The organism is Sphingomonas sp. F9_3S_D5_B_2 (assembly GCF_054263715.1).
This window is the reverse complement of record NZ_JBSZFB010000001.1, coordinates 292313-306962: the sequence shown is the minus strand read 5'-3', so window position 1 is coordinate 306962 and position 14650 is coordinate 292313. Positions and strand designations below refer to the sequence as shown.

Genomic DNA, 14650 nt, shown 5'->3' with positions numbered 1-14650 from the left:
GCCTTAACGGCCGCCGTTCAGGTGATTGCGCACGTCCTCCGCAACCGCCGGCGTGACGAACTTGCCGATGGCCCCGCCGTACCGCGCGATTTCCTTCACCAGCTTCGACGCGATCGGCTGCAGCGACACGTCGGCCATCAGGAAGACCGTCTCGATGTCGGCGTTCAGCTGCTGGTTCATGCCGGCCATCTGGAACTCATATTCGAAGTCCGCGACGGCACGCAGGCCGCGCAGGATCATCGTCGCGCCCTGCGCCTCGGCGAAGTCCATCAGAAGCGAGTCGAATTCAACGACATCGATTGCGCCCGGCAAGTCGGTCACTTCGCGGCGCACCATCGCCATTCGCTCGGCAACGGAGAACATCGGCTCCTTGGACGGATTGGTCGTGACTCCAACGACCAGCTTGTCGGCCAGGTGAGTGCCGCGCCGGATGATGTCGAGATGGCCGAGCGTGATCGGATCGAACGTGCCCGGATAGACTGCGATCTTCATCTCAACGGTCTCTTTCTATCGCGAAGCGGGCAATGGCGCGCAGCAGGTCCGCCTCACTGCCGTGCTCGGCCAGGTGCTCGATAGCTTGCGCGACCAGCAAGTCAGCCTGTTGTCGCGCCCGCTCCGGCCCAAGCAACGAAACGAAGGTCGCCTTGCCGGCATGCGCGTCGCGGCCGGTCGGCTTGCCGGCAGCAGCTTCATCGCCGCTGTAGTCGATGAGGTCGTCGGCGATCTGGAATGCCAGACCGATGTTGCGCGCGTAGCCGCGATACGGGGTGCGTCCCTCGGGAAGCAGCTTCGCCATGATGCACGCGGCCTCCACGGCATATTCGATCAGAGCGCCGGTCTTGAGCTGCTGGAGCCGCGTGATCGCCGGCAGGTCCAAGGCCTGCCCTTCCGCGATCAGGTCCATCATCTGGCCCCCCGCCATTCCGGACGGGCCGGCGGCGTGGGCAAGTGCGAGCACCAGGTCGGCGCGCACCCACGGGTCTTCGTTCGTTGCGGGGTCCGCGAGGATCTCGAAGGCCAGCGCGTGCAGGCTGTCGCCGGCGAGGACCGCCTCGGCGTCTCCGAACGCCTTGTGCACCGTAAGCTTGCCGCGGCGCAGCTCTGCATTGTCCATGCACGGCAGGTCGTCGTGAATGAGGGAGTAGACGTGGAGCGCTTCGATGGCGCAGCCGACCCTCAGAGCACGCTCGGGCTCGATCGCGAATAGGCGCGACGCTGCCACCGTCAGCAGTGGCCGAAGCCGCTTGCCGCCGCCGATGGCTGCGTGGCGCATGGCCTCATAAAGGCGCTCGCGTGCGTCGTTGGGGGATGAGAGCAGCCGCGCGAAGAACGCGTCGACTTCCGCCTGCACGCGGGCAGCCTCGGCCTCCAGCTCGCTTCCGAGCCGGTCGATCGTCTCAATCGGCATTGAACGGCGTGACGCCCGACGGGCGGCCGTCGGCACCAAACGCAATCTGCTCGATCCGGGTCTGCGCGTCTCGCAGCCGCGCTTCGCAGTGCCGCTTCAGCCGATCGCCCTCCTGGTAGAGCTCGATCGAACGATCGAGTGGCGCTTCGCCCTTCTCGAGCGTGCGGACGATTTCTTCGAGCCGCGTAAGCGCTGCTTCGAAGCTCAACTGGCTGACGTCCGTCTCGGCAGCTTCCATGGTGGATGTTTGAGCCTCGCGCTGCAGCGAATCAAGGCGGCTTACGAGATCGGCGTGTTCTTGAAGGGATCGCGGATCCCAGGCACGATCTCATCTCGCAGGGCGTCGTCACCGGCATCGGCGAGAGCGGCCTCAGCGTCGCGGATGTGCTGCTCACGCTCGGTGCGGAGCTGCTCCAGCAGTGCCTCGCGGTCGCTTTCCAGACGCGTGTCCGAAGGCGCGGCAGCGCCGGCGGCCTTCGCCGCCTTGGCAACGGCCGCATCGAGCTCGCGCTGAGTCGTCAGGCCAAGCGTCACCGGATCCTTCGGCGTGATGTTGGCCATGTTCCAGTGGCTCCGGTCCCGGATTGCCGCGATGGTGGTGCGCGTGGTGCCAATCAGCTTGCTGATCTGCCCATCGGTCACTTCCGGGTGATTGCGGATGATCCAGGCAATTCCGTCCGGCTTGTCCTGACGCTTGGACACCGGCGTATAGCGCGGGCCCTTGGTGCGGCGCACTTCGTCGGGCGCCTTGTGCATCTTCAGCTTGTATTCGGGGTCGCCCTGGCCCTTCTCGATTTCCTCGTGCGTCAGCTCGCCGGCGCGGATCGGATCACGGCCGGTCAGCTTGGTTGCTGCGGTGTCGTCGGCGATCGCCTGGATCTCCAGAATGTGGAGGCCGCAGAATTCGGCGATCTGCTCGAAGGTCAGCGAGCTGTTGTCGACCAGCCAGGCGGCGGTCGCGTGGGGCATCAGGGGCTGGGCCACTGGAATTCTCCGGGTTCTAAAACGAAATGGGCCGCCCCTTTCGGAGCGGCCGGCTTGGCGGCGATGTAACCGTAGGCAGCTTGCGGGGCAAGGCTCTAGAGTCGCTAGCGGGCGACCTCCAGAACGATCTTCCCGACATGTTCCCCGCTCTCCATGCGGGCGTGCGCCTTCGCGACGTCGGCCAGCGCGAAGGTGCTGTCGATCACCGGCCGGAGCCGGCCGCCCTCGACATAGGGCCACACCGTCCTGGCGATCTCGTCCGCCACCATCGTCTTGAACTCTACCGACCGCGGCCGGAGCGTCGATCCGGTCAGGGTCAGCCGGCGGCGCATAATCTCGGGCAGTGTAACTTCCGCCTTCGGACCGCGCTGGAATGCGATCGAGACATGCCGACCGTCATCGGCGAGGCACGCGAGGTTACGCGGGAGATAATCGCCGCCGACCATATCCAGAACCACGGCGACGCCACAGCCTCTTGTCAGCGAGCGCACTTCCTCCACGAAGTCGCTCGTCCGGTAATTGATCGCATTCGCCGCACCAATTTCGAGGGCCCGCGAACACTTGGAGTCACTGCCGCAGGTGACGATGACCTTGATCCCGAACAGTTTGCCGAGCGCGATCGCCATCGTGCCGATTCCGCTCGTGCCGCCATGGACCAGGACCCAGTCGCCATCCGCAGCGAATCCTCGCTCGAACAGGTTCACCCAGACGGTGAACAAAGTCTCTGGCATCGCCGCCGCCTGCGCCATCGTCAGGCCGGGATGGACCGGCAGGCACGTTCCGGCGGGCGCGAGGCAATATTCCGCATAGCCGCCGCCGGCGATGAGCGCGCAGACTTTCTGCCCCGAGAGATGCCCGGCACCGGGCCCCGCCTCAGCGACAATGCCCGCGATCTCGAGCCCGAGGATGTCTGGAGCGCCCGGAGGCGGCGGATAGTTGCCGCGACGCTGCAGTAAGTCGGGACGGTTGACGCCTGCCGCGGCAACCCGAACCAGCACTTCGTCCGGACCGGGCTTCGGAACTGGCCTCTCGACGATCGCGAGTCCGTCGGTCCCGCTCTCGTTCGAGGCGACCACCGCCTTCATCGTTGATGGGAGGGCTGCCACGGCGGCGCGTTATTGACTTGCCACGGCGGAGGGTCAACGTTTCAGCTCGTGGACCTGGAAGACCTCTTCCCCAGCAAGCCCGGCGACCCGCTGGTGGAGCTTGCCAAACAAGATCTGGACCCGATGTCTGTCGACGAACTGCAGGCACGCATCGAAGCATTGAAGGCGGAGATCGCGCGCGTCGAAGCCCACATGCGGCGGGCGCAGGATCACCGCTCCGTTGCCGAAGAGCTATTCAAGAAGTCCTGAAACGAAGGACCTCCTCGAGCATTCATAGCAATAACTGGGGAAAAGCCCGACCACGGCTCTTGATTGCCGCGTTCGGACATATGACATTCCAATCAAAGCCCGCGGGCCTCCTTCGCGGGTAGGAGTACCCAGCTAAATGCCTAGTTTCGCTCGCGAACTCGAACAGACCCTCCATAATGCTTTGGGGGAAGCCAGCCGCCGCCGGCACGAGTATGCGACCCTTGAACATCTGCTCATCGCCCTGATCGACGACGATCATGCGTCGAAGGTGATGACTGCTTGCGGCGTCAACCGGGACGAGCTTCGCGCCAGCGTGAAGCAGTATCTCGACCATGAACTCGGCGCGCTCGTTGCCGACAGCGCGACCGATCCAACTCCCACGAGCGGTTTCCAGCGAGTCGTCCAGCGGGCGATCCTGCACGTTCAGTCGTCGGGTCGCGACGAGGTGACCGGGGCCAACGTGCTCGTTGCGCTCTTCTCGGAGCGCGAGAGCTACGCGGTCTATTTCCTGCAGCAGCAGGACATGAGCCGACTCGATGCGGTTACCTACATCAGCCACGGCGTCGGCAAGGGTGAGACCCCGGCCGAGACTCGTGCGCCCGAAGGTGCCGAAGAGAAGAGCGAGAAGGAGTCCGGCAAAAAGGAGTCCGCGCTCAAGCAGTTCACGATCGACCTCAATGAAAAGGCCAAGGCCGGCAAGGTTGATCCGCTGATCGGCCGCATGTCCGAAGTCGACCGGACCGTTCAAATCCTCTGCCGCCGCTCAAAGAACAACCCGCTCTATGTGGGTGATCCGGGCGTCGGCAAGACCGCGATCGCCGAGGGCCTCGCGCGCAAGATCGTCGAGGGTGACGTTCCGGACGTACTGAAGCCGGCCGTCATCTACTCGCTCGACATGGGCGCGCTGCTCGCCGGCACCCGTTACCGAGGCGACTTCGAGGAGCGGTTGAAGTCGGTCGTGTCCGAGCTCGAGAAGCTCCCGCACGCGGTGCTGTTCATCGATGAGATTCACACGGTGATTGGCGCCGGCGCGACTTCCGGCGGCGCGATGGATGCATCGAACCTCCTCAAGCCAGCGCTCTCCTCCGGCGCGATCCGCTGCATCGGCTCGACGACCTACAAAGAGTTCCGCAACCACTTCGAGAAGGACCGCGCACTGCTGCGGCGCTTCCAGAAGATCGACGTCAACGAGCCGACGGTCGAAGACACGATCAAGATCATCGCCGGCCTGCGCTCTGCGTTCGAGCAGCACCACAGCGTCCGCTACACGCCCGACTCGATCAAGTCGGCGGTGGAGCTGTCGGCGCGGTACATCCACGACCGCAAGCTTCCGGACAAAGCGATCGACGTGATCGACGAGGTCGGTGCAATGCAGATGCTGGTGCCGCCGAGCCGCCGCAAGAAGATCATCACGAGCAAGGAAATCGAGGCCGTCGTCGCGACGATGGCGCGTATTCCGCCCAAGAGCGTCTCGAGCGACGACAAGCGCGTCCTGGAGCACCTCGAGGCGGACCTCAAGCGTGTCGTGTTCGGGCAGGATCTGGCGATCGAGAAGCTCGCTTCGGCGATCAAGCTCAGCCGCGCAGGACTGCGTGAGCCAGACAAGCCAATCGGCAACTATCTGTTCTCGGGTCCAACCGGCGTCGGCAAGACCGAGGTTGCGCGTCAGCTCGCGTCCGTCCTCGGCATTCCGCTGCAGCGGTTCGACATGTCCGAGTATATGGAGCGTCACTCGGTCAGCCGGTTGATCGGCGCGCCTCCGGGCTATGTCGGGTACGACCAGGGCGGTCTGTTGACGGATGCAGTCGACCAGCAGCCGCACAGCGTCCTGCTGCTCGATGAGATCGAGAAAGCCCATCCCGACCTGTTCAACATCCTTCTGCAGGTGATGGATAACGGGAAGCTCACCGACCACCACGGCAAGACTGTCGATTTCAGGAACACCATCCTGATCATGACGACGAATGCCGGCGCGTCGGACATGGCCCGCGAAAGCATCGGCTTCGGAGCATCCAGCCGCGAGGACGTCCAGGAGGACGCGATCCGGAAGATGTTCACGCCGGAATTTCGTAACCGCCTCGATGCCGTCGTGCCCTTCGGCTACTTGCCGCCGGCCGTCGTTGCCCGCGTCGTCGACAAGTTCATCCTGCAGCTCGAGCTGCAGCTTGCCGATCGTGGCGTGCACATCGAGCTGGACGACGAGGCACGTCAGTGGCTCACGGACCGTGGTTACGACAAGCTGTACGGTGCGCGTCCGATGGGCCGTCTGGTGCAAGAGAAGATCAAGCAGCCGCTGGCCGAAGAACTGCTGTTCGGAAAGCTGGTCAACGGAGGCGAGGTCAAGGTCCGAATCAAGGACAATGCCCCGGCGTTCGAGATCGTGCCCGCAGCTCCGAAGGCCGCGAAGGCGAAGGGCAAGAGCACGAAGTCGAAGGCTCCTGCCAAGGACGCTGCTGGCGACGCTCCGGCGGAATAGCACGCAAGCCGAAGCAAGCACTCAAGAGATGCTCTCCCTCCTCCTGAGGGGGAGCATCTTCTTCATGTGCCGCGTTCATTTCCGAACGGGGCTTCACCCATTACGATCGCCTGACTACGCCTCTGCGGTGTGAATCACGGGAGATCGTCATGAAGGCACTTCGCTCGCTCGCCGCAGTGAGCCTGTTCGTAACGGCTTCCGCAGTTGCGGCGCCGATCGGTGGGTTCGATCCGGCCCGGCTGTCCGAACATGTCCAGACGCTCGGCTCTGACGCTTTCGAGGGACGCGGCCCGGCGACGCGCGCCGAGACGAAGACCGTCGCCTACATCGCTGCGCAGTTCCGTGCCGCCGGACTCCAACCCGGTGGCGACGTCGTCAACGGCAAGCGCGCCTGGACCCAAGCCGTGCCCCTGCTGAAGTCCGACATCGTCGACGGCCCTGCAGTGACAATCGCCACTCCTGCCGGTCCCATCGCGCTTGTCCAGGGCGCTGACATCTCGGTCCGCGCACCCCTTAACGGCGAATCGTCCGTCACCATCAACGGCGCCCCGCTGCTTTTCGTCGGCTACGGAGTCAGCGCGCCGGAACGGCAGTGGGACGATTTCAAGGGGCAGGATGTCCGCGGCAAGATGCTCGTCGAGCTGATCAACGACCCCGATTTCGAGGGCGGCGATGGCGACTTCGGCGGCAAGGCGATGACCTACTACGGCCGGTGGACGTACAAATATGAGGAAGCGGCCAAGCGCGGCGCCGCCGGCGTCCTGATCGTCCACGAGACCGCGCCAGCTTCCTATGGCTGGAACACGGTCAAGAACAGCAACACCAACACGCAGTTCGACATCGTTCGCCAGGACGCCGTCGCCGCCCATACACCCTTCGAGACGTGGATCACGCGCGATGCCGCGGTCAAGCTCTTCCGCAACGCGGGACTGGACTTCGACCGGCTGCGGCAGGCCGCCCGGCTGAGGAACTTCCAGCCGGTCGATCTCCGCTCCCGCCTCTCCGCGGCGCTGACGGCGAAGGTCGCGACGATCACGTCCCACAATGTCGTCGGAAGACTCGTTGGCAGCCGCTATCCCGACGAGACGCTCATCTACAGTGCGCACTGGGATCACCTGGGCATCGGCAAGCCCGATGCGACCGGCGACACCATCTACAATGGCGCGGTAGACAACGCGACGGGCGTCTCGCAGATCATCGAGCAGGCCCGCGCGTTCGCCCATGGCCTCCGGCCGCAGCGCTCGGTGGTGTTCCTGGCGGTCACGGCGGAGGAAAAAGGCCTGCTCGGCTCCCAATATTACGCGACCCACCCGCTTTATCCGCTCGGCAAGACCGTTGGGGTGCTCAACACGGACGCAATGAACGTCTGGGGTCCGAGCCGTAACTTCTCGATGTCCGGCAGCGCCAAGCTCGACCTCGTCGACGACCTCATCTCCGAGGGGAAGCGTCAGGGCCGGGCCTTCGTCCCCGACGCGCATCCCGAAGCCGGCCATTTTTTCCGGTCCGACCATTTCTCGTTCGCCAAAGTTGGCGTGCCGGCGGTGAGCTTCGATTCGGGCAATGACCTCGCCAATGGGGGTGTCGCCCGCGGCGAGGCCCTCGCTGCTGAATACGTCACCAAGCACTATCACCAGCCGAGCGATGAATGGTCGCCGCAATGGGATTTCAGCGGTCTCGCACAGGATGCCGCAATGCTTCATGCCGTCGGCGAGCAACTCGCGAACTCGCGCGCCTGGCCGAACTGGGGAACGGACAGCGAATTCCGGGCAGCGCGCGACCGCTCCGCTAGTGAACGCACTGAAGCGCCCGCTGCTGGCAGAAAAGGGGAGCGCGGTTGAACGGAGCAAGCCAAGTAACTGGGGATGAGCGCGGGCGGGACTGGCAGCCTTGGGTGATCCTCGCGGTCCTCGCACTCGTGCTTGGGGGCATCATGTGGGCGGCGCACGGCGGCGAACGTGAACTCGCCAGCCGCACTGCGAAGACCGGACTGCCGCTGAGCGCGGAACAGCAATCGGTTGATTTTCAGACCGCCGATCTGACCTTCGAGATTCTTCCGCAACGCCACCGCCTGAAGGGGCGGGCGGTACTCGGCTTTCTCGTCAAAGCACCGATCAGCAAGTTGCAGTTCGATCTCGACCCCGAGCTGCCGATCAGCGCTCTCGAAGCAGACGGGCGTCCGCTCGACACATCGGCATGGCGCAACGACGGCGGGCTTGTCACCGTGAGTATACCGCAGCCGAAGCGCGCGGGAGAGCGTCTTTCGCTTGCGATCACCTATGGCGGCCGACCTCACGTCGCTAGACACGCGCCCTGGGACGGCGGGTTCGTGTGGGCACACACGAGAGATGGTCGGTCGTGGGTCGCCACCGCTGTCGAAGGCGAGGGCTGCGACTTGTTCTGGCCGTGCTTCGACAACAGCCGCGTCGAAGTGGGCACCGTGACGCAGCACATCATCGCGCCCAAGGGTCTGTCAGCGCCGTCTAACGGGCGCCTGCTCGGCGTCGAACGTCTTCCCGACGGGCGCACCTGCTGGAACTGGCGAGCCTCTCACCCGAACAACTACGCCGTTGCGATCGACGTCGCGCCGTATGAATTGGCATGGCAAATTCACCAGAGCCGCTTCGGCAACCACTTCCCCATTCAATATTGGTATCTCCCGGGCGAGGAGAAGCAGGCCACGGCGCTGCTCGCCGAGATGGACCGGACAGTGGATTTCTTCGAAGCGACGATCGGCCCCTATCCCTTCGGCGACGAGAAGGTCGGCGTTGTCGAGACGCCGCACCTGGGCATGGAGCACCAGACGATCAACGCCTACGGAAATGCCTACAAGGCCGCGCCGGAAGGGTACGACTGGCTCTTCAATCACGAGTTCAGCCACGAATGGTTCGGCAACCAGCTGACCAATGCCGATTGGGACGACATGTGGCTGCACGAGGGCTTTGCAAGCTACATGCAGCCGCTCACCGTCGGCTGGCTGAGCGGGCGCTTGGGCTACGACGCGGCGATGTTCAAACAGCGCCAGCAGATCGCCAACAAGCACCCCGTCGTTTCTGGACGTCATGCCATCGAAAGCGACGTTTCGGACCCCGCGAAGGGGCCGGCGAACGACATCTACTACAAGGGCAGCTGGGTGCTCCACACGCTGCGCGGCATGATTGGAGACGACGCATTCTGGCGTGCGACGCGGCGGCTGGTCTACGGGCGGCCCGATCCGCGGCCCGGCAACTTCCGGCCGCGCTTCGGCTCCACGAACGAGTTCGTCGCGCTGGCAAGTCAGGAGTCGCATCGTGACCTGCGCTGGTTCTTCAACGTCTATCTGCGCCAGGCAGCACTTCCTCGCCTCGTCGAAACGCGTCTAGGCAATCGGCTGATGCTGCAGTGGCGCACGCCCCGCGGGCTGCCGTTCCCCATGCCGCTAGACGTCCTCGTCGACGGCAAGCGGCAGACTGTGCCGATGACCAGCGGACGCGGCGAAGTCGCCCTGCCCTCGGCCAACAGCCTCGTCACAGTCGATCCGGACGGCGTCGTACTGCGGCAGTCCGACGCGATCGACCGTTTCCGTGACGATCCAGCGGGAGCGAAGCCTTACGGGCCGAGTTGAGCCACTCGATGACCGAAACACTCAGCCCCGCGCTGCCGGACGAACTCGATGCCAAGGCCGAAGTCCTGATGCGCCGCGTCTGTGACCAGGACCTCAAGGTCGCGACTGCGGAGAGCTGCACGGGAGGCATGTTCGCGGCGCTGCTGACGGACATCGATGGCGCTGGCCACGGCTTCGATCGCGGCTTCGTGACCTACAGCAAGGAAGCCAAGACGGAGCTGCTGGGGATTCCCCCTACGCTCCTCAACCACAATGAGGCCGTGTCGGAGGTGGTGGCCCGCGCCATGGCTGAAGGCGCCCTCGCCCGTTCCAAGGCTGACCTGGCAGTCGGAGTAACTGGCTTTGCAGGACCTGCAGCAGAAGGCTGCGAACAAGGCCTCGTCCATTTCGCGCTTGCGCGGCGCGACGGCGCGACCGTTCACCGTGAGGCGCATTTCGGTCCGCGCGGACGCGGCGCGATCCGCGTGGAATCGCTCAAGGCGATGCTCGAAATGCTGGAGGCAGCGCTCGAACAAGCCTAGACTTCCGCGTTGCTCAGCTTCGAGGGGAACGCGCGATGGCCGATCTGACATTCTACACCAACCCGCAGTCCCGCGGCCGCATCGTCCGCTGGATGCTCGAGGAGATCGGGCAGCCCTACGACACCGAGATTGTCGACTACGCCGACATCAAGTCCGATCGGTACCGCGCGGTCAATCCGATGGGCAAAGTGCCGGCCATCAAGCACCGCGATCGCACGGTCACCGAATGCGCCGCGATCTGCACCTACCTTGCCGACGTGTTTCCGGAGGCCGGACTTTCGCCGCGCGATGAAGAGAAGGCGGACTACTACCGGTGGATGTTCTTCGCCGCCGGTCCGATCGAAGCCGCGGTCTCGAACAAGGCCATGGGTTGGGAGCCGACACCGGAGCGCGAGCGGATGTTCGGCTACGGCACATTCGACCGCGCGATTGGAGTCCTCGACGACCTCTTTTCCAGCCGCGACTACGTCTGCGGCGATCGGTTCACCGCGGCCGACGTCTACGTCGGATCACAGCTGATGTTTCCGATGCAGTTCGGGCTGGTCGAAAAGCGCGACAGCTTCGCCCGGTACGCCGACCGCCTGCAGTCCCGCGAAGCCTACAAGCGCGCTGGGGAGATCGACGATCAGGCCCAGGCACAGGCGCAACCCGCGCAGCCGCAGCCCGCCTGAGTCTACTGGGCGAGCCGACGCCCGAGGGTCTTCGCATCCAAACGGCCGCAGAGTTGGTCGGAAGGTCGGATAAGCCCTGGCGCCGCATGCTCGGTCGCCATCGTGAATTCGCTGTGGCACCGCGCATACGGCTGCCGTTCCAGTCGGCGGGCAAGCAGGTTTGAGAACGACGCGTGCCCTGCGCTCTGCACTTGCAGCCAGTCTGCCGCCCCATCGATCACTGTATCCGAAAAGCGAACCGAGCGTATCGGCTTGCCGATGAACTGGATGGCTTCGATCGTGCTATCGATCAGCTCCGTTCCGGAGACTTGGATCTTGGCGTCAATCGGCCGGTCGAGCGCGTAGAACCACAGCGCCCCCACGCCGAAGTTCCAGTTCGGATCGAAGCTTCCGCTTCTCAGCAGAAGGTTGGTGGCCAGGCTGATCGTTCCCGAAAGCGGAACCGCATCGAATCGATTGCCGAGATGCATCCCGCCGCCCTGCGTCAGGGTGTCCGCAACGACGTTGTCGGCAACGCGGATGTCGCGGCCGCCGTAAATGGCAATGCCGTTCGCCAGCGTCGGCGCGACAATCGTGTTGTGCGCGATAGTGACATTCGCGTCAGCCGCATGGTGCGACCACAGCGCGATGCCGTCGTCGCCTGAGTTGCGGATGAAAACATCCTCGATGCGGGCGCGGCGAATACCGCGCCGCAGGTTGATGCCATCGGCGCTGTTGTCGACGATGCGCAGCCCGCTGATTGTCACCCGGTCCGACGGCCCGTCGAGCCACACGCCCGACTTGTGATGCTGCAGCCAGAGGTCCTGGATCGTAGAACCGCCGCCAAGCCGACCTCCGACAGCGGCAAGCTTCACGCGGTCGTTGCGTTCGCCTACTTCGCCGATGATCGCGAAGTCGGACAGGTGGACATTTGTCGACCCGCCGTGGGCCGAGCGGCCATACAGTCCCACGCCGTTGCCGCGAAGGACGCTGTACCAGGGGCCGGCGCCTGTGATCGTCACCTGGTCGACGGTAACATGGCGGTCGAGGCGGTAGGTCCCGGGGGGGATCCACAGCGGCTGCCGACGCCTCCTCGCGGCGGCGATCGCGGACCTGAACGCTCCGGAGCTTTCCACCTTGCCGATGCGGTCCGCGCCAAAATCGGTGACGTTTACCGAATGCGCGGGGCGGGCAAGCGGCGGGCGCACCAGCTCGAAGTCGGCGAGGTCAACCACGTACCAAGGCGAGCGATCTGCGGCGCCGGTCGCGATCCGTACCTTCGTCCCCGCCGGAAGCACTCGGCCCAGAAGTAGCCGCGTTTCGTCGAAGACGTGATGTGGCCGACCCTGGAGCGGGTTGTTGGTGAACGGATAGGCTCCGTAGAACCAGCTGTAACGCGAGGTCAGCTGCAACGAGCCAATTCGTTCGGCGCCGACATAAATCCCGAGCGTCGCATCGCGGCCTTTGCCGTCTGACGAGTCCGGCACAGCATATCGCACCGTCACGGCGTTCGCCGGCTTCGCGAGCGTAAACTCGACGAACTGGCCAGCAGTCTCGAGGCGCACGGCGCGGCGGCCGGAAGCTTCCGCGGCGATGTCGTAGAGCGCTCGCGAGGGACCGATCAGCGTTCCCGCGAAGCATCCGTTCTCGGCCTCATACTCCGTGAACGGGACGGCCGCTCCACGACCGCGCAGCTCCGCCACCGGCACCGCCGCCATGGTCGCCGGCGTCGGCTTTGCGACAGCAAGCGCTCCGGCAGCGAGGCAGGCGGGGATTGGCATGCCGAATGACTACACACCGCCTTGCCCAAAGAAAAAGGGCCGGAAGTTGCCCCCCGGCCCTTTCGCTTGTCTGTGCTGCGCTTTTTAGCGGCGGTTGCCCATGAAGCTCAGCAGGAACTGGAACATGTTGATGAAGTCCAGATAGAGCTGAAGCGCGCCCATGATCACGGTCTTGCCGAGCATGTCCGTGCCCTGCACCTGGAAGTACAGGCTCTTGATCCGCTGTGTGTCGTAAGCCGTGAGGCCCGCGAAGAGCAGGACGCCGATCCCGCTGATTACCAGCGCCATGGCACTGGACTGCAGGAACATGTTGATCAGCATCGCAACCAGCAAGCCGACGACGCCCATGATCAGGAACGTGCCGAAGCCGCTGAGGTCGCGCTTCGTCGTGTAGCCGTAGAGGCTCAAGCCGACGTAAGCTGCTGCCGTCGCGAAGAACGTCTGCGCGATGGAAACGCCCGTGTAGGCGAGGAACAGTGTCGACATGGACAGGCCCATCACCGCCGCGAAGCCCCAGAAGAGCATCTGCAGCGTCGAGGTCTTCATCCGGTTGACGCCGAAGCTCATCGCGAAAACGAAGGCGAGCGGCGACAGGATCACGATCCAGCCGATCGGGCTCATGCCCGTGCCGGCGCGATTGACCAGAACCTGCCCTGCGTAGGGCCTGAACAGCAGGGCGATGATGCCGGTCAGCAGCACGCCCGACGCCATGTAGTTGTAAACCGATAGCATGTACGACCGCAGGCCCGCATCGCGGGCGGCGCGCGGAACACCGACCGTGGCGGTGTTCACGCCAGTCGTGCGCGGGTCTTGCCAATTGGCCATCTCTTCTCCTCTCGGCGGGCGAAGGGCCCGCCACTCTCGCAAATATATCGTGGATGGCAGGGTAGACTTCAAGCGAAACCGGTCGCGGAACAACTGTGGGGCGCGCGAGTCCCCCTTCGATGACCTCCTCGAGAGCCGCCTCTGCCCGCGATGCGGTCCTTCGCCGGCTCCTCTCCGGAATGCATCGGGTACTGACGTTCGGCTGGTTCCTGCGGCGGCCGCGCACGTTCGGGGCGCACGCGGTGGCGCTTACGCCGGAAGGCAAGGTGATCCTGGTCCGGCTCCGCTACGCCACAGGCTGGCGGGTGCCAGGCGGCGGCCGGAAGGCTCGCGAGGATCCCGAACAAGCGGTATTGCGCGAACTGCGCGAAGAGATCGGCATGACGGCGCACGGGGCGGTCCAGCTTGCCTGCGAGCTGGAGGAGTCAACCGACTTCAAGCGCGATCTTGCTGCTCTCTTCATCGTTCGCGACGTCCGCTACCGGCCACACCGCTGGTCGTGGGAGGTCGAGCAGGTGATGGAAGTGCCCGTCACCGCGCTCCCCGAGGACATGTCGCCGCTGGCGAAGCGATGGATTGCGACCGTTCGACCGAACCTCTGAGCGCGGCCACGGCTGTTGCAGCAGCTTTCCTTCCAGTGCGTTGAGGCAGCAATGACTGTCCAACAGCCCATCAAGGTGCTGAGCGCCTTCGAGCGCCTGACGAACGGCCTTGCCCGCTTCATCGGCCGTCCGTTCATGCTGATCCTTTGCAGCGGCCTCGCGGTTGCCGGTATCGTCGCTTACGTCAGCCGCAACGACCTGGCTATCAACGGCACCAATCTGGCAATCAACATCGTCACCTTGATGCTGCTGCCGATCCTGCAGGCAACGCAGAACCGCGACGGCGCCGCGCTCCAGGTCAAGATCGACGAGCTGATCCGCGCCACCGCAGACGCTCGCGACTCCCTCATCGGGCTTGAGCAGCGGACCGAAAGCGAGATCGAGGAACTGCGCCCGGTACTTCGGTCGGTGACCGATCCGGAAGCTGCGGAGCCGGTCGAATAAGCC

Annotated in this window: 15 protein-coding genes; 8 read left to right on the top strand and 7 right to left on the bottom strand. The window is 64.6% G+C overall.

Annotated features, from left to right (window positions below):
- Positions 1–3: 3 nt before the first annotated feature.
- The 5 genes from coaD to ACUXST_RS01415 all read right to left on the bottom strand — a co-directional run bounded on the left by coaD (position 4) and on the right by ACUXST_RS01415 (position 3477).
- Positions 4–492, bottom strand: coding sequence for a pantetheine-phosphate adenylyltransferase (gene coaD / locus ACUXST_RS01435; RefSeq protein WP_458388174.1), 489 nt, complete (start codon positions 490–492; stop codon positions 4–6).
- Position 493: 1 nt separating this feature from the next.
- Complete coding sequence (locus ACUXST_RS01430; protein WP_458388173.1) at positions 494–1408, bottom strand: polyprenyl synthetase family protein; 915 nt, start codon at positions 1406–1408, stop codon at positions 494–496.
- Positions 1398–1646, bottom strand: a complete 249-nt coding sequence (locus ACUXST_RS01425; RefSeq protein ID WP_458388172.1) for an exodeoxyribonuclease VII small subunit — start codon at positions 1644–1646, stop codon at positions 1398–1400. The genes ACUXST_RS01430 and ACUXST_RS01425 overlap by 11 nt, the downstream gene beginning before the upstream one ends.
- 41 nt (positions 1647–1687) lie before the next feature.
- Positions 1688–2377 (bottom strand): cell cycle transcriptional regulator TrcR, encoded by a 690-nt coding sequence (locus ACUXST_RS01420; RefSeq protein ID WP_458388171.1) that lies wholly within the window; start codon positions 2375–2377, stop codon positions 1688–1690.
- Positions 2378–2496: 119 nt separating this feature from the next.
- On the bottom strand, positions 2497–3477 hold the full coding sequence (locus ACUXST_RS01415; protein ID WP_458388984.1) for an NAD(P)H-quinone oxidoreductase: 981 nt from the start codon (positions 3475–3477) through the stop codon (positions 2497–2499).
- Positions 3478–3546: 69 nt separating this feature from the next.
- Between ACUXST_RS01415 and ACUXST_RS01410 the strand changes: the two genes are divergently transcribed.
- From ACUXST_RS01410 to ACUXST_RS01385, 6 genes are all read left to right on the top strand, one after another.
- On the top strand, positions 3547–3747 hold the full coding sequence (locus ACUXST_RS01410; RefSeq protein WP_458388170.1) for a DUF1192 domain-containing protein: 201 nt from the start codon (positions 3547–3549) through the stop codon (positions 3745–3747).
- Between the two features lie 136 nt (positions 3748–3883).
- A complete protein-coding gene (gene clpA, locus ACUXST_RS01405) occupies positions 3884–6223 on the top strand; it encodes an ATP-dependent Clp protease ATP-binding subunit ClpA (RefSeq protein ID WP_458388169.1) in 2340 nt (779 codons plus the stop codon).
- Positions 6224–6372: 149 nt separating this feature from the next.
- The gene (locus tag ACUXST_RS01400; protein ID WP_458388168.1) at positions 6373–8061 is read left to right on the top strand and encodes a M28 family metallopeptidase; all 1689 of its coding nucleotides are present in this window, start codon (positions 6373–6375) and stop codon (positions 8059–8061) included.
- A 53-nt stretch (positions 8062–8114) separates the two neighbouring features.
- A complete protein-coding gene (locus ACUXST_RS01395; RefSeq protein WP_458388167.1) occupies positions 8115–9824 on the top strand; it encodes a M1 family metallopeptidase in 1710 nt (569 codons plus the stop codon).
- Positions 9825–9832: 8 nt separating this feature from the next.
- The gene (locus ACUXST_RS01390; protein WP_458388166.1) at positions 9833–10345 is read left to right on the top strand and encodes a CinA family protein; all 513 of its coding nucleotides are present in this window, start codon (positions 9833–9835) and stop codon (positions 10343–10345) included.
- Positions 10346–10380: 35 nt separating this feature from the next.
- Positions 10381–11016 (top strand): glutathione S-transferase family protein, encoded by a 636-nt coding sequence (locus tag ACUXST_RS01385; RefSeq protein ID WP_458388165.1) that lies wholly within the window; start codon positions 10381–10383, stop codon positions 11014–11016.
- A 2-nt stretch (positions 11017–11018) separates the two neighbouring features.
- On the opposite strand, the gene ACUXST_RS01380 is transcribed toward ACUXST_RS01385, so the two are convergent.
- Both ACUXST_RS01380 and ACUXST_RS01375 read right to left on the bottom strand, forming a co-directional pair.
- A complete protein-coding gene (locus ACUXST_RS01380; protein WP_458388164.1) occupies positions 11019–12776 on the bottom strand; it encodes a right-handed parallel beta-helix repeat-containing protein in 1758 nt (585 codons plus the stop codon).
- Positions 12777–12860: 84 nt separating this feature from the next.
- Positions 12861–13601 (bottom strand): Bax inhibitor-1/YccA family protein, encoded by a 741-nt coding sequence (locus ACUXST_RS01375; RefSeq protein WP_458388163.1) that lies wholly within the window; start codon positions 13599–13601, stop codon positions 12861–12863.
- Between the two features lie 119 nt (positions 13602–13720).
- Between ACUXST_RS01375 and ACUXST_RS01370 the strand changes: the two genes are divergently transcribed.
- Positions 13721–14203: an NUDIX domain-containing protein gene (locus ACUXST_RS01370; protein ID WP_458388162.1), complete on the top strand. Its 483-nt coding sequence runs from the start codon at positions 13721–13723 to the stop codon at positions 14201–14203.
- Positions 14204–14254: 51 nt separating this feature from the next.
- Positions 14255–14647 carry a low affinity iron permease family protein gene (locus ACUXST_RS01365; RefSeq protein ID WP_458388161.1) on the top strand — a complete coding sequence of 131 codons (393 nt, stop codon included), beginning with the start codon at positions 14255–14257 and terminating at the stop codon, positions 14645–14647.
- The last annotated feature ends 3 nt before the right edge of the window (positions 14648–14650 follow it).

Bases quoted from the DNA above. Each gene is read 5' to 3' on its own strand.
- coaD (WP_458388174.1), bottom strand. From the start codon at position 492: ATGAAGATCGCAGTCTATCCGGGCACGTTCGATCCGATCACGCTCGGC.
- ACUXST_RS01430 (WP_458388173.1), bottom strand. From the start codon at position 1,408: ATGCCGATTGAGACGATCGACCGGCTCGGAAGCGAGCTGGAGGCCGAG.
- ACUXST_RS01425 (WP_458388172.1), bottom strand. From the start codon at position 1,646: ATGGAAGCTGCCGAGACGGACGTCAGCCAGTTGAGCTTCGAAGCAGCG.
- ACUXST_RS01420 (WP_458388171.1), bottom strand. From the start codon at position 2,377: ATGCCCCACGCGACCGCCGCCTGGCTGGTCGACAACAGCTCGCTGACC.
- ACUXST_RS01415 (WP_458388984.1), bottom strand. From the start codon at position 3,477: ATGAAGGCGGTGGTCGCCTCGAACGAGAGCGGGACCGACGGACTCGCG.
- clpA (WP_458388169.1), top strand. From the start codon at position 3,884: ATGCCTAGTTTCGCTCGCGAACTCGAACAGACCCTCCATAATGCTTTG.
- ACUXST_RS01400 (WP_458388168.1), top strand. From the start codon at position 6,373: ATGAAGGCACTTCGCTCGCTCGCCGCAGTGAGCCTGTTCGTAACGGCT.
- ACUXST_RS01390 (WP_458388166.1), top strand. From the start codon at position 9,833: ATGACCGAAACACTCAGCCCCGCGCTGCCGGACGAACTCGATGCCAAG.
- ACUXST_RS01385 (WP_458388165.1), top strand. From the start codon at position 10,381: ATGGCCGATCTGACATTCTACACCAACCCGCAGTCCCGCGGCCGCATC.
- ACUXST_RS01380 (WP_458388164.1), bottom strand. From the start codon at position 12,776: ATGCCAATCCCCGCCTGCCTCGCTGCCGGAGCGCTTGCTGTCGCAAAG.
- ACUXST_RS01375 (WP_458388163.1), bottom strand. From the start codon at position 13,601: ATGGCCAATTGGCAAGACCCGCGCACGACTGGCGTGAACACCGCCACG.
- ACUXST_RS01370 (WP_458388162.1), top strand. From the start codon at position 13,721: ATGACCTCCTCGAGAGCCGCCTCTGCCCGCGATGCGGTCCTTCGCCGG.
- ACUXST_RS01365 (WP_458388161.1), top strand. From the start codon at position 14,255: ATGACTGTCCAACAGCCCATCAAGGTGCTGAGCGCCTTCGAGCGCCTG.